The following is a 14107-nucleotide window of genomic DNA, read 5'->3' on the forward strand; positions in this document are numbered from 1 at the left end:
GAGAGGACCCCAGCAAATGAATATCCGTCAGTCGATCCGCAACTATGTCCAGTACCAGCGCACCCTGCGCGAGCTGAACTCGCTTGACGCCCGCCAGCTCAATGATTTGGGCATTACCAAGGGCGACATCAAGAACATTGCGCAGGGCAAGGGCTTCTAAGCTCTTTCCAGCAGCAGTCGAAGAAGAAGGCGTCCACTTGGGCGCCTTTTGTCTTTTCAGGAACTAGCGGATGAGGTCGGCGGTCTTGCCGCCCAGGGCCCTGACCAGATCGTCCGGCGCCAGATTGATCTGCAGCCCGCGCTGGCCGCCATTGAGATACACCCGGTCCTGCAGAGCAACCAGTTCCTCAACGCAAGTGGGCACGGCCTTGCGCTGCCCAAAGGGGCTGATGCCCCCGACCTTGTAGCCGGTGAGGCGCTCGGCCACAGCCGGCTTCATCATCTGCGCGGTCTTGCCGCCAAAGGCGGCGGCAAGTTTTTTCATGTTCACTTCCCCGTCCGACGGGACGACAACACAGACCGGCTTGCCATCCACCTCCGACATCAGCGTCTTGAACACGCTGCCGGGATCGACGCCCATGGCTTCGGCCGCCTGCAAACCAACCCGCTCGGCATCGGGATCGTAAGCGTAGGTCGCGAGCTCGAAAGGGATGCCGGCTTTGAGGAGGGCTGCGGTGGCGGGCGTGGTCTTGGACATGGAGCCGAGTTTACCGCTCCCATATCGGCTGGCAAGCGGGCCTAGCGCGGACAATGATCGCTCAGAATGGTTTCGGCGCCGATGTCGCGCAGCAGATGGGGCGAGGCGTTGAGCAGATCGAGGGTGACGCGGCGCCGGCGCCGGCGGATCAACCAGTTGCGCAGCGGATTCCATGGGCGGCGCGGGGCCGGATCGCGCGCTTCTTCGCAGCTTGAAACAACACTCATGGCATAACCAGCCTTATGCGGCTGCCTCCGGGGTGATCGAGATAGCCGCGATTATTGCTGGCGGGTGGGCGCGCTTCCAACTAAAGCTGCCAAGGCTTCCATAAGGAGGTTTGATGCATGACCCCGTTGCCACCCCTGCCGGCGATCCGCGCCTTCGAGGCCGTGGCGCGCCATTTGAGCTTTACCCGCGCAGCCGAGGAACTGGGCATGACCCAGGCCGCCGTAAGCTACCAGATCCGCATTCTCGAGGAGCGGGTGGGCACGCCCCTATTCCTGCGCAAGCCACGCCGGATCGAGCTCAGCCAAACCGGGGCGCAGCTGGCGCCTGAAGTGGCCAAGGGCTTTGCGGTGCTGCGGGCGGCTTTTGCCGAACTGGGCGGACGGGTCGACGCCACGCTCGCGATCAGCGCGGTGCCCACTTTTGCCAGCCAGTGGCTGGCGGCCAATCTCGGGCTGTTCCAGGTCGGGCATCCCGATATCGCGGTGCGCATCGAAAGCGCGCCCGAGATCATCGATTTTGCCGGCACCGAGATCGATGTGGCGATCCGCGCCACCGGGCGGATGGCGCCGGGACTGGTGGCGCATGGGCTGACGAAGGTGGAATATGCCCCGATGCTGCATCCGCGGCTGGTGGAGGAATATGGGGTGCGCGAACCCGCCGATCTGCTGCGGGTGCCCCAGATCACCCCCGATGACCCGTGGGTCGCGGCCTGGTTCAAGCGGGCAGGGGTGGCGGTGCCGCCCGCGCCCGAGCGGCCCTTTGCCCGGCTGGGCTTTCAATCTATGGAAGCGGTGGCCGTGATGGCCGGGCGGGGCGTCGCCATGCTGACGCCCCAGTTCTACCCCGAGGAAATCCGCGCCGGCCGTATGGTGCAGCCCTTTTCGACCGTGGGCTGGGACGGGCACTACTACTATCTCGTTTACCCCGAAGCGCGGCGCAACAACCCCAAGATCCGCGCCTTTCGCGACTGGATCCTCGAGGCGACCGCGCCGCTGCGGGCGCTCGAGCAGAGCTAGACGATGCCGCCCGAGCCGCCTTCCACCGCCGGGCGGATGGCGGCAACTTTGGCGCGATAGCCAGAGGCCCGGTAGGCGCCGAGGAGGTCGATGGCGCCGCCCGCTTCGAGGCGGGCCATGGCGAGGATCGGCTCCACATCGGTGCGATAGGCGAGGCGCAGGGCCTGGGTGGCGCCCAGCGCGTCGTTGCCCTGCTGCGCCTGTTCGAGTGCCGCGCGATCCACAAGGAGTGCCTGGGCATAGGCGCGCTGCACATCGGCGGCCGACAGCATCAGCGATTCGATGGGGTCGGTGACGTTGTGGGATTGGTCGAGCATGTGGGCGGGGCGAAAGTCGGGGTGGCGCGCTTCGGCATCCACCAGCTCGTTGAAGACGAGGAACAGGCGGTAGGGATCGATCGAGCCGGCATCGAGGTCGTCGTCGCCATATTTGCTGTCGTTGAAGTGAAAGCCCCCGAGCTTGCCGAACTGGGCGAGGCGCGAAACGATCATTTCGATATTGGTGTTGGGCGCATGGTGGCCGAGATCGACGAGGCAGAAGGCCTTGTCGCCCAGTTCGGTGGCGATGAGGTAATTGGTGCCCCAATCCTGCACGACCGTTGAATAAAAAGCTGGCTCATACATCTTGTGTTCGGTGTAGACGCGCCAGTCAGCGGGAAGGGCGGCATAGATCGCCTTCATGGCATCGAGATAATGCTCGAACTGGGTGGCGAAATTGACCTGGCCGGGGAAGTTGGAGCCGTCGCCGATCCAGACGGTGAGGGCCTTGGACCCAAGGGTCTGGCCGATCTCGATGCATTCAAGATTGTGCTCGATGGCTTGCTGCCGGGTGGCCGGGTCGGCCGCCGAGAGCGAGCCGAACTTGTAGCTTTGCAGCTGGCCGCGGGCGTCCGAGAAGGTGTTGGAGTTCATCGCATCAAAGCCGAGGCCGAAGCGGCTGGCAGCCTGCTTGAGGCGGTTGGGATCGGCTTTGTCCCAGGGGATGTGAAGCGAGACGGTGCGGGTGGCCTGGGTCAGCTGGGCAATGACGGCGCAGTCTTCGAGCTTGTCGAAGATATCGCGCGGCTCGCCCTGGCCGGGGAAGCGGGCAAAGCGGGTGCCGCCGGTGCCGACGCCCCAGGAGGGCACGGCGATGTTGAAGGCGGCGACCTTGTGCTTGACGGCCTCAATCGAGATGCCGCGTCGGTCGAGCCGCTCGCCGAGTGAATCGTAGTCGGCCCGCAGATCGGCTTCGCGTCTGGCGTTGTCGGCTTCGATCGCGGTGGGGTCGATGATGTTATCGGTCATTTGTTGTGCCTCCCCTGCGACCCCCTCCCTCGGTCCCGCCCCTCAAGGGGGAGGGAAGGGCAGGAGCCGCGTGTTTTGTTGTTTTTGTTCTGCGTGAATCAGCGCGTAAAGGACTGGGCGTTGCCGGCGTCGACATTGAGGATGTTGCCGGTGGATTTAGCCGAGGCTTCGCTGGCAAAGAAATAGATGGCTTCGGCGATGTCTTCGGGGAAGACGGAGCGTTTGAGCAGCGAGCGCTGGCGGTACATGTCCTCGAGGCCCTCCTTGTCGGTCTTGTAGGTTGAGGCGCGCTGTTCGAGCCATTCGCCGGCCCAGATTTTCGAGCCGCGCAACACGGCGTCGGGATTGACGACATTGACGCGGATCTGCGCTTCGGCGCCCTCGAGGGCAAGGCAGCGGGCGAGGTGGATTTCGGCGGCTTTCGCGGTGCAATAGGCCGCTGCATTGGGGGAAGCGGCTAGGCCGTTCTTGGAGGCGACAAAGACCACATTGCCCCCGATCTTTTGGGCGCGGAACAGGCGGAAGGCCTCGCGCGAGACGAGGAAATAGCCGGTGGACAGGATGTCCATGTTGCGGTTCCAGAGCTCGAGCGTCGTGTCCTCGATGGGCGCGGAGGAGGCGAGGCCGGCATTGGAGACGAGGATGTCGAGGCCGCCGAATTCCACCACGGCATGGGCAAATCCTGCGATCACCTGGTCTTCGCGGGTGACGTTGATGTTGACGGGGCGTACAAAGTCGGTGCCGAACGCGCCCGACAGTTCGGCGGTGGCGGAGTCTAGCGCGGCCTGGTCGATATCGGCGAGGACGACGCAGGCGCCTTCGCGCAGCAGCCGGGCGGCGGTGGCCTTGCCGATGCCGCCGGCGCCGCCGGTGACGAGCGCGATCTTGCCAGCCAGGGACTTGGGCTTGGGCAGGCGCGCAAGCTTGGCTTCTTCGAGGAGCCAATATTCGATGTCGAAGGCCTCCTGCTCGGGCAGGCCTTGGTATTCAGAGACGGTCGAGGCGCCGCGCATGACGTTGATCGCGTTGACATAAAACTCGCCCGAAATGCGGGCGGTCGCCTTGTCCTTGGCGAAGGTGAACATGCCCACGCCCGGCATCAGATAGACCACGGCATTGGGGTCGCGCATCGCCGGGGAATTGTCGTGCTTGCAGCGCTCGTAATAAGCGGCGTAGTCGGCGCGATAGGCGGCGATCTGGTCGCCAAGGCCGGCGATAACGGCGTCGATATCGGGGTTGGTAGGATCGAAATCGATCACCAGAGGCCGAATTTTGGTGCGCAGGAAGTGGTCGGGGCAGGAGGTGCCCAGCGCCGCGAGCGGGCGCAGATTGTTGGAGTTGACGAATTCCAGCACGGCCGGGGAATCGTCGAAATGGCCGAGCTTATGGCTGTCTTCGGAAATGAAGCCGCGGATTTTCGGCATCAGGCGCGCGGCGATGGCGCGGCGCTGTTCGGACGGCAGAGCCTGGACGGCCGCGCCACCAAAGATGGTCTTGCCCGCGGTTTGCGCTTCGAACCACTCGATCGCCTGGTTGATGATGGCGATGGTGGTTTCGTAGCATTCCCGAGGGGTGTCGCCCCAGGTGAAGAGGCCGTGGGACTCGAGGATCACTCCCTTGGCATTGGGGTTTTCTTCGCAGAACTTGCCCAGCCACAGGCCAAGCTCGAAGCCCGGCTTTTTCCAGGGCAGCCAGCCGATCGTGTCGCCGAAAATCTGGCGCGTGAGTTCGCGCGAGTTTTTCGAAGCCGCGATGGCGATGATGGCGTCGGGGTGCATGTGATCCACAAAGGGATGGTTCACATAGGCGTGGAGCGGGGTGTCGATCGAGGCGGCGCGCGGGTTGAGGTTGAAGGTGGCATGGGGGAGATAGCCCACCATTTCGTCCTCGAACTCGACCCCGCGGTAGAGGTTCTTGAGAGCCCGCAGCTTGTCCATATACAGGGTGGCAAAGCCTTCGAGCTTGATCGAGGCGCTGTCCCCGCCCGAGCCCTTGACCCAAAGCACCTCGACCACCTCGCCGGTGAGGGGATCCTTTTGCATGATCTTGGAGGAGGTATTGCCGCCGCCATAATTGGTGACCCGCTTGTCGCTGCCCAAAATGTTGGAGCGGTAAACCAGCCGCTCGGGCTCGCTCATGGCGGCGGCCTTGGCATCATCCCATAAATTCTGGAGGCGCTTGGGGGCGGGGGCGGACATGGGGTTCCTCTCAGATCGGGCAAAACTCCTGCCGAACTGGCCATGATTGAAATGCGCTGTCAATCACAAACGATCAGCAGCAAGCAGAACTGCGCAATGATGAGTAATTCAGGTGGGTCAATGATTGACACTGATTGAAAAGCGCGCAAGGAATGCTGACGGGAGGAGTGCTGCCGTGCATGAAACAGAGCGCCATAGAGTCATCGGGGCTGCGCTGCGGACGCGTTCCTTCGTGAGCGTGGCTGAACTCTGCGACGTCACCGGCGCTTCGGAAGCCACGATCCGCCGGGACATTGCGGCGCTCCATCTGAGCGGGCAGTTGCGGCGGGTGCGGGGTGGCGCGGAAGCGGTCAACCCGCCCGAGGAAGGCGCGCTGATAGGGCGACCCTTCTCTGTCAATGAAACGCTCAATATCGCGCAAAAGCAGGCAATCGCCCGGGCAGCAGCCCAGCTTTGCCGCGACGGCGAGCCGATCATCATCAATGGAGGCACCACGACCTATCAGATGGTGCATCATCTGACGGGCAAGCGGCTGACCGTGTTCACCAACAGCTTCGCCATTGCCGAGCACCTGATCCACAATTCGCGCAACAGCGTGGTAATTCCGGGCGGCACCATCTATCGCGATCAAAACGTGATCCTGTCGCCCTTTGGTGGGGTGGTGGCCTCGCATTTCTACGCCAAGCGCATGTTTATCGGCTGCCAGGGAATTGGCGAGCACGGGCTGATGGAAGCCGACCCGATGGTCGTGCAATCCGAACTGGCGCTGATCGGGCAGGCCGAGGAGCTGATCGTGCTCGCCGATTCATCGAAGTTTTCGGGCCGCTCGAGCCTGATCCTGTGTGAACTCAACAAGATCGCCGCGGTGATCACCGACAGCGGCATCCGTGACGAAGACCGCCAGATGCTCGAAACAGCCGGCGTGCGGTTGATCGTGGCCGAAACAACTACTCAGGTCCAAGCGCAATCCAGCAGGGCCTGAGCCAACAACTAGCTGATATCAAAGCATTCCAGGGAGGGAATACCGCATGAAACTGATCAAGATCCTGGCCGCATCCACGGCTGTCGCCGTGCTGCTCGCCGCACCAGCCTATGCCCAGACGCGCATTGCGCTGGTGGTCAAATCGCTCGGCAACGGCTTTTTCGATGCCGCCAACAAGGGCGCGCAGGAAGCGGCCGCCGAACTGGGCGATGTCGAGGTGATCTATACCGGCCCAACCGCCGCCACGGCCGAAGCGCAGATCGAAGTGGTCAATTCGCTGATTGCCCAGCAGGTCGATGCCATCGCCATTTCGGCCAATGACCCAGATGCGTTGGTGCCGGCACTGCAGCGCGCCATGCAGCGCGGCATCAAGGTGGTGAGCTTTGACTCAGGCGTTGCCGAGGAAGGCCGCCAGATCCACCTCAACCCGTCCGACACCGCGCTGATCGGGGAAACCATCATCAAGCTGGCCGCCGATCACCTGCCCGAGGGCGGCGATGTAGCGATCTTGTCGGCCGCATCCACCGCCACCAACCAGAATGCCTGGATCGAGGCGGCCAAGGCGGCACTGCCCGAGAAATTCCCCAATATCAATCTCGTCGCGACGGTTTACGGCGATGATGACTCGGTCAAATCCACCGAGGAAGCCAAGGGCCTGATCGCCGCCCATCCCGACCTCAAGGCCATTATTGCCCCCACTACGGTGGGTGTTGTCGCGGCGGCCCAGGTGGTGACCGACCAGAACCTGATCGGCAAGATCAATGTGACGGGCCTCGCGCTGCCCTCCGAATTCAAGCAGTTCATCGACAATGGCGCGTCCCAGGCCGTGGCGCTGTGGAACCCCATCGATCTGGGCTATTCGGCGGTGATGCTGGCCGACCAGCTGATCGATGGCAAGGAAGCGGCGCCGGGCGAAACATTCTCCATCGGCCGGGTCGGGGAAGTCACGCTCGACGACACCAACGCGGCGGCGATGGCGGTGCCGTTCCAGTTCGACAAGACCAATATCGAAGAGTTCTCCAAGATCTATTGAGCTCCGTGCGCGCACGGCGATAGCACCCCGTCAAGGGCAGGGTGGCTGCAGTCTGCCCTCCGTCCCCCCTTGAGGGGAGGGCCGGGGTGGGGGTTCTTCAGTGATCACCAGCCGAACCCCTCCCTCGATCCCTCCCCTCAACGGGGAGGGAAGCACAAAGCCGGTGGTTCCGCGCATGGCGGGTACCCCCGGCGCCACCATCGGGAACGTAGATGACGCAGCCCATCCTGACCCTTTCTGGCATCGGCAAGAGCTTCCCCGGCGTGCGGGCGCTCAATGGCGTGGCGCTGGAGCTTTATCCGGGCGAGGTGACGGCGCTGATCGGCGAGAACGGGGCCGGCAAATCCACCTTGGTCAAGATCCTGACCGGGATCTACCAGCCCGATGCGGGGGAAATTGCCATTGCGGGCAAGCCCGTGGTGCTGCCGACGGCCCATGCCGCCTTTGCGGCGGGGGTGACGGCGATCCACCAGGAAACGGTGTTGTTCGACGAGCTGACCGTGGCCGAAAATATTTATCTGGGCCATGCGCCGCGCACGCGGCTGGGGCTGATCGACTGGCGCACCATGCGCAGTGAGGCCAAGGCAACGCTCGATGCCATGGCGGCCGGGATCGAACCCGATCTCAAGCTCAAGGAACTGGGGATCGCTAAAAAGCACCTAGTGGCAGTGGCACGCGCGCTGTCGATCGACGCGCAGGTGGTGATCATGGATGAACCCACCGCCGCGCTCAGCCAAAAGGAGATCGAGGAGCTTTATGTGCTCATCGAGCTGCTCAAGGAAGACGGCAAGGCGATCCTCTTCATCTCCCACAAATTCGACGAGATCTATCGCATTGCCGACCGCTTCACCGTGTTCCGCGATGGCGAAATGGTGGGCAAGGGGCTGATCCGCGACACCAGCCAGAACCAGATCGTGCAGATGATGGTGGGGCGGGCGGTGGACCAGATCTTTCCCGCCCGCACGCCCGAGATCGGCGAGGTGGTGCTCGAGGCGAGGGGGCTGTCGCACCCCACCGAGTTCGAGGATGTGTCGTTCAGCCTGCGCCGCGGCGAAATCCTCGGCTTTTATGGCCTCGTGGGGGCGGGGCGCAGCGAGGTGATGCAGGCGGTGTTCGGCATGACGGCGCTGTCGGGCGGTACGCTGAGCCTCGACGGCAAGCCGATCAACCCGCGCTCGGCCGCCGATGCGGTGGAAGCGGGTATTGTTTATGTGCCCGAGGAACGCGGGCGGCAGGGGGTGATCACCAACCTGCCCATTTTCCAGAATGTGTCACTGCCCTCGCTGCGCCGCACGAGCAAGAGCCATGTGCTGCAGCTGGCACAAGAATTTGCGCTGGCGCGCTCGTTCACCGGGCGGCTCGATCTGCGCGCCTCCTCGCTCAGCCAGGATGTGTCGACCCTTTCGGGCGGCAACCAGCAAAAGGTGGTGATCGCCAAATGGCTCGCGACCGGGCCGCGGGTGATCATTCTCGACGAGCCCACCAAAGGCATCGATATCGGCTCCAAGGCGGCGGTGCATGGCTTCATGGGCGAGCTGGTGAGCGGAGGGCTGAGCGTGATCATGGTGTCGTCCGAGCTGCCTGAGGTGCTGGGGATGAGCGACCGCATTGTGGTGATGCGCGAAGGGCGGGTAGTGGCCGTGCTCGACAACAAGGGGCTGCAGCCCGAAACCCTGGTGCGCCTTGCGGCGGGGATCGCGCCAGAGGAGGCGGCGGCATGAAGGCCTTGGCCAAGCAGCGCGAAATCTGGCTGGCCGGAGCGATTGTGCTGGTGATTGTGCTGGTGACGCTGCGCTTTCCTCGCTTTGCCCAGCCGGGCAATCTGCTGACCATCTTCAACGACACCTCCATCCTGATCATGCTGGCGCTCGGGCAGATGGCGGTGATCCTGACCCGCTCCATCGACCTGTCGCAGGCCGCCAATTTGGCGCTGACCGGCATGATCGCGGCCATGTTCAATGCCGCGTTTCCGGGGGTGCCGATCCCCGCGGTGATGGCGATGTGCCTTCTTGTGGGTGCAGTTTTGGGCGGGGTGAACGGGCTTTTGGTGTGGAAGCTCAACATCCCCTCCATCGTCGTGACCCTGGGGACGCTGACGATCTTTCGCGGGCTGGTGTTCGTGCTTTCGGGCGGGGCCTGGGTCAATGCTGCCCAGATGAGCCCCGATTTCATCAATCTGCAGCGCGCCGTAGTGCTGGGACTGCCGGTGCTGAGCTGGATTGCCATTGCGGTGGCGGCGCTGTTTTACGTGCTGATGACGCGCACCCCGCTCGGGCGCGCAATCTATGCCATCGGGGTCAATCCGACCGCGGCGGTTTATACCGGGATCGATGTGGGGCGCACCAAGTTCCTCGCCTTCACCATTGCCGGCGCGATCGCCGGGCTGTGCGGTTATCTTTGGGTGTCGCGCTATGTGATCGCCTCGACCGAGGTCGCGAGCGGCTATGAGCTGACCATCATCGCCGCATGCGTGATCGGCGGGGTCTCGATTGCCGGTGGCATCGGCACCGTGGGCGGCACGTTGCTGGGGGCGTTGTTCTTGGGCGTGATCAACAATGCGCTGCCGGTGATCAATATTTCCCCGTTCTGGCAGATGGCGATTTCCGGGGCCGCGATCCTGTTGGCGGTGGTGCTCAATGCCCGGGGAGAGCGCTCGGCAGGGCGGGTGATCTTGCGAAAGGCGGAGGCGTGATGGCTTCCATGCCGGGTTCTGGCGCTCCCTCCCCCCTGGGGGAGGGTCGGGATGGGGGGTGGTGCAGTGGGTCGCTGGATCTGCAACTATCGGAAGCTATGAGATGACCGACACCGTAACAACCCGCCAATTGCCGGATCGGCTTGATCATCCCCTGCGCTCGGCACTGCTGAGCTGGGAATCGCTGCTGGTGCTGGTGGCGGTGGGAATTTTCATCGCCAATTCATTGGCTTCCCCTTACTTCCTCAATGAATGGTCGCTGTCGGACCTGACCTTCAACTTCACCGAAAAGGCGCTGATTGCGCTCGCCATGGCGCTGCTGATCATTTCGGGCGAGATCGATCTGTCGGTAGCGGCGATCATTGCCCTGGCCTCGACGCTGATGGGCCTGGCGCTGCAATGGGGCGTGGATACGCCCGGGCTGGTCGCGATCGGGGTTGGGGTGGGGCTTTTGTGCGGCGCCTTCAATGGGGCGCTGGTGACCGGGCTCAAGCTGCCCTCGATCGTCGTTACCATTGGTACGATGAGCCTGTTCCGGGGCATCGCCTTCATCATCCTGGGCGATGGCAGCTTCAAGGGTTACCCGGCCAGCTTCAGCTTTTTCGGGCAGGGCTATGTGTGGTGGGTGATCTCGTTTGAACTGGTGCTGTTTGTTGTGGCGGCAGTGATCTTCTGGTTCATGCTGCACCGCACCACGTTTGGCCGCCAGATCTATGCCATCGGCAACAATGCCGTGGCGGCGCGCTTTACCGGCGTGCGGGTGGATCGCATCAAGTTCGTGCTGTTTTGCCTGACCGGGCTGATGAGCGGCATTGCCGCCGTGCTGCTGACGGCGCGGCTGGGCTCCACCCGGCCGTCCATTGCCGAAGGCTTCGAGCTCGAGGCCATCACCATGGTGGTGCTGGGCGGGGTCAATATCCTGGGCGGCGGCGGCTCGATTATTGGTGTCGTACTGGCCGCCGTGATCATGGGGCTGGTGACATTCGGGCTTGGGCTGCTCAATGTTCCGGGCATCGTCATGTCGATCTTTATCGGCACGCTGCTGATCGTGGTGATCGCGCTGCCCATCCTGTTCCGCCTGTGGAGAACGCGCAGCCAATGAGCGACTGGGAAAAACACGCCTTCAAGATGCAGCTCAATCCCGGCATGGCTGCCGAATACAAGAAGCGCCATGACGAGATATTTCCCGAACTGATTGAACTGCTCAAGCAAGCGGGGGTGCGCGATTATTCCATCCATCTCGATGAGGAAACCAATATCCTCTTTGGCGTGCTGTGGCGGCGCAAGGATCACACCATGGACGCGCTGCCCAACCATCCGGTGATGCAGCGCTGGTGGGCCCATATGGCCGATGTCATGGCCACCAATGAACGGAACGAGCCGGTTTCGGTCGACCTCAAGCCCATGTTCTGGATGGAGTAGCCGCGCGCCCCTAGTGGAGGGACGCGGGCGCGTGGGCTTTGCGGACGGCCCGCGCCATCAGCCACACCGCGAGCACGACGAAGGGCGCTGCGATCGAGAGCGCCATGGTCTTGTGCAGGTGCAATTCCTCGAGCGGCCCGGCGAGGAGATAGCTCAGGATGCCCAAAAGGTAGTAGCTGATGGCGATGGTCGAGAGCCCTTCCACGGTGCGCTGCAGCAGGAACTGGCTGCGCGAGGTCTGGGCGATGTTGTCGAGCACGGCGGCGTTTTGCACCTGCATATCAACGCCGATGCGCACATTGAGCAGGCCGATGGCGCGTTCGAGCTTGGCCGACAGTACGGCGAGGCGCTTTTCCATCGCCGCGCAAGTGGCGAGACCCGGATCGACCCGGTTGCCGATATAGCTGCCAAGGGTCGAGCCGCGATCGGTGCCGGTTTCCCGGATGCCCTGCACCCGCACGCGCAAAATGTCGCCATAGGCGTGTCCGGCGGCAAAACGATAGCCGAGGCGTTCCGACATCTGGCTGGAGCGCACTGAAAGCGCATGGAGGGCATCAAGGGCCGCCTGGACCGCAGCCGGCGTAGTCGCCTCGGAAAGCTCTTCCATCAGCGCGGTGAGTTCGGTTTCGATACGCCGCAATTCGGGCGCGGTGCTGCGCGCCAGGGGCAGGCCAAGCAGCGCCATGGTTCGATAGGTTTCGATCTCGAGAATACGGCGCACGATGATGGAGCGGCGCAGCGGCGTCAGGCCGCCGGCCGCCAGCTCGAAACGGGTGAAGCGGTCCGCATCGGGTACGAAATCGGTGGCGATCTGGGCTTTGCCCGCTTCCACATTGGCGAGGCACAGGCTGGGCAGACTGAACCCGGGCACCAAGCGGTCGGGGATCGTGGTTTCGGCAATGACATCGAGCCGCATCGCCCCGATCAGGAGCCCATCGGCCAGAACCTCAAGGCCAAGCCCATCGGGACGATTGTCGTTGTCGTCCAACTCGCTGCGCCAGGTGACGGTGACGAACTCGGTGTGAAACTCCCAGGTGACCTGCCGTCCGGCGCCGCCAAAGCTGTGCTGGCGCGTATCGGGCTGGGGCAGCGGGAGGTCTTGTTCGGCGCAAAACGCAGCGAAGCGCTCGAACACGGCCAGCATGGCGCCGGCCACGGGCGGCATCACCACGACGAGGCGGCGCAATCGGCAGGTCTCGGGCACGATCTCGACGGGACGGGCATGGACCTCCGCCATGATGGCGTCGCGGTAGGGGTGATCAGCAATGGTGGTTTGAACCATAAAAGGGCTCCGGCCCGGCCCGAATGCCGGTCGGCCATGTGGCGCTACCCGGCCGCGCTTGGCAATGAGGCGTTCGGGCGCGCTACTTTGGTCGAAGAGGCGGGAACGCGAGGGCGGGGGTAGCGCTTATCATGGATTAGAAGCGCGGCGCAGAGCCGTGATTTCGCTCGCGCTCGGTTTGCCCAGATACGAGGAATATTGGGCGAGTTTTTCCGAGCTGTTTCCTTTGCCGCCAATTTCGCCCTAGCTCATTTTCGCAGGCGCGCTAGGTTAACCCGAATGGGTCGAGCGCCCGCACACACGGAGAATCGCCATGCGTCTTGCCGTCAAACTCCTGAGCGCCGCCGCCGCGCTTGCCGTTTCCATCACCGCCGCCCAGGCGCAGGTGGTGGTGTCCTCCAAGATCGACACCGAAGGGGGCGTGCTGGGGAACATCATTCTCCAGGTGCTGCAGAATAACGACATTGCCGTGGAAGATCGCACGCAGCTGGGCGGCACGCCGATCGTGCGCGAAGCCATCATTGCCGGCGAAATCGACATCTATCCCGAATATACCGGTAATGGCGCCTATTTCTTCGAGGGGACCGATCCCGCGCTCTGGAACGACGCAGCCAAGGCCTATGCCGAGGTCAAAAAGCTCGACTATGACGCCAACAAGATCGTCTGGCTGAGCCCGTCGCCGGCCAACAATACCTGGGCGGTGGCACTGCGGGGCGATCTGGCGGAAGCCAATAACCTCAAGACCTTCTCCGAGTTCGGGGAATGGGTGGCTGGTAGTGGCGAGGTCAAGCTCGCCGCTTCGGCCGAATTCGTCAACTCGCCCGCAGCACTGCCCAAGTTCCAGGAAGTCTATGGCTTTACCCTGTCGCCTGACCAGCTGATTACCCTCTCGGGCGGTGACACGGCGGCCACGATCGCGGCGGCAGCCCAGCAGACCAATGGCGTCAACGCTGCCATGGTTTATGGCACTGATGGGGGGATCGCCCCTTCGGGCCTGGTGGTGCTGGAAGACGATAAGGGCGTGCAGCCCGTTTATCAGCCCGCCCCGATCATCCGCGAGGAAGTTCTGACCGAGTATCCGCAGATCGAGGAACTGCTGACGCCGGTGTTTGAAGCGCTGACGCTCGAAACGCTGCAGGAGCTCAATGGCCGCGTGCAGGTGGGCGGTGAAGCCGCATCGGCGGTAGCCACCGACTTCCTGACGCAGGGCGGGTTCCTGAACTAGGCCCGTGCGCGAAGTGGGGATGCGCATGCACCCCACTTCTGGCCTG

The 14107-nt window shown here is 63.4% G+C and carries 14 protein-coding genes; 9 read left to right on the plus strand and 5 right to left on the minus strand.

Going from position 1 to position 14107, the window contains the following annotated elements:
* The first annotated feature begins 16 nt into the window (after positions 1–16).
* A complete protein-coding gene (locus tag HRU92_RS01440) occupies positions 17–160 on the plus strand; it encodes a DUF1127 domain-containing protein (RefSeq protein ID WP_127752325.1) in 144 nt (47 codons plus the stop codon).
* Between the two features lie 63 nt (positions 161–223).
* Here HRU92_RS01440 and ybaK read toward each other — a convergent pair whose 3' ends face one another.
* Positions 224–697, minus strand: coding sequence for a Cys-tRNA(Pro) deacylase (gene ybaK, locus HRU92_RS01445; protein WP_173087450.1), 474 nt, complete (start codon positions 695–697; stop codon positions 224–226).
* A 41-nt stretch (positions 698–738) separates the two neighbouring features.
* Positions 739–924 (minus strand): hypothetical protein, encoded by a 186-nt coding sequence (locus HRU92_RS01450; protein WP_172122710.1) that lies wholly within the window; start codon positions 922–924, stop codon positions 739–741.
* A 117-nt stretch (positions 925–1041) separates the two neighbouring features.
* Here HRU92_RS01450 and HRU92_RS01455 point away from each other — a divergent pair, with 117 nt between their 5' ends.
* On the plus strand, positions 1042–1941 hold the full coding sequence (locus HRU92_RS01455; RefSeq protein WP_172122711.1) for a LysR substrate-binding domain-containing protein: 900 nt from the start codon (positions 1042–1044) through the stop codon (positions 1939–1941).
* Here the strand turns inward: HRU92_RS01455 and rhaI are convergent.
* Both rhaI and HRU92_RS01465 read right to left on the minus strand, forming a co-directional pair.
* On the minus strand, positions 1938–3227 hold the full coding sequence (gene rhaI / locus HRU92_RS01460; protein ID WP_173087452.1) for an L-rhamnose catabolism isomerase: 1290 nt from the start codon (positions 3225–3227) through the stop codon (positions 1938–1940). The genes HRU92_RS01455 and rhaI overlap by 4 nt on opposite strands.
* Positions 3228–3325: 98 nt before the next feature.
* Positions 3326–5425 (minus strand): bifunctional rhamnulose-1-phosphate aldolase/short-chain dehydrogenase, encoded by a 2100-nt coding sequence (locus HRU92_RS01465; RefSeq protein WP_172122713.1) that lies wholly within the window; start codon positions 5423–5425, stop codon positions 3326–3328.
* A 175-nt stretch (positions 5426–5600) separates the two neighbouring features.
* Between HRU92_RS01465 and HRU92_RS01470 the strand changes: the two genes are divergently transcribed.
* From HRU92_RS01470 to rhaM, 6 genes are all read left to right on the plus strand, one after another.
* Positions 5601–6407, plus strand: a complete 807-nt coding sequence (locus tag HRU92_RS01470; RefSeq protein ID WP_172122714.1) for a DeoR/GlpR family DNA-binding transcription regulator — start codon at positions 5601–5603, stop codon at positions 6405–6407.
* A gap of 46 nt (positions 6408–6453) precedes the next feature.
* Entirely contained in the window at positions 6454–7440 is a 987-nt protein-coding gene (gene rhaS, locus HRU92_RS01475; RefSeq protein WP_127752332.1) for a rhamnose ABC transporter substrate-binding protein, read from the plus strand.
* Positions 7441–7652: 212 nt separating this feature from the next.
* Positions 7653–9161 (plus strand): sugar ABC transporter ATP-binding protein, encoded by a 1509-nt coding sequence (locus HRU92_RS01480; RefSeq protein WP_172122715.1) that lies wholly within the window; start codon positions 7653–7655, stop codon positions 9159–9161.
* Positions 9158–10132 carry an ABC transporter permease gene (locus HRU92_RS01485; RefSeq protein ID WP_172122716.1) on the plus strand — a complete coding sequence of 325 codons (975 nt, stop codon included), beginning with the start codon at positions 9158–9160 and terminating at the stop codon, positions 10130–10132. The genes HRU92_RS01480 and HRU92_RS01485 overlap by 4 nt, the downstream gene beginning before the upstream one ends.
* Positions 10133–10235: 103 nt before the next feature.
* On the plus strand, positions 10236–11234 hold the full coding sequence (locus tag HRU92_RS01490) for an ABC transporter permease (RefSeq protein ID WP_172122717.1): 999 nt from the start codon (positions 10236–10238) through the stop codon (positions 11232–11234).
* Positions 11231–11554, plus strand: coding sequence for an L-rhamnose mutarotase (rhaM, locus tag HRU92_RS01495; RefSeq protein WP_172122718.1), 324 nt, complete (start codon positions 11231–11233; stop codon positions 11552–11554). Before HRU92_RS01490 ends, rhaM begins: the two co-directional genes overlap by 4 nt.
* A 10-nt stretch (positions 11555–11564) precedes the next feature.
* On the opposite strand, the gene HRU92_RS01500 is transcribed toward rhaM, so the two are convergent.
* Positions 11565–12836 (minus strand): DUF3422 domain-containing protein, encoded by a 1272-nt coding sequence (locus tag HRU92_RS01500; protein WP_172122719.1) that lies wholly within the window; start codon positions 12834–12836, stop codon positions 11565–11567.
* Between the two features lie 313 nt (positions 12837–13149).
* Between HRU92_RS01500 and HRU92_RS01505 the strand changes: the two genes are divergently transcribed.
* Positions 13150–14061, plus strand: coding sequence for an ABC transporter substrate-binding protein (locus HRU92_RS01505; protein WP_172122720.1), 912 nt, complete (start codon positions 13150–13152; stop codon positions 14059–14061).
* Positions 14062–14107: the final 46 nt, after the last annotated feature.

Source organism: Devosia sp. 1635 (assembly GCF_013185955.1).
In the GTDB taxonomy this organism is placed as follows: domain Bacteria; phylum Pseudomonadota; class Alphaproteobacteria; order Rhizobiales; family Devosiaceae; genus Devosia.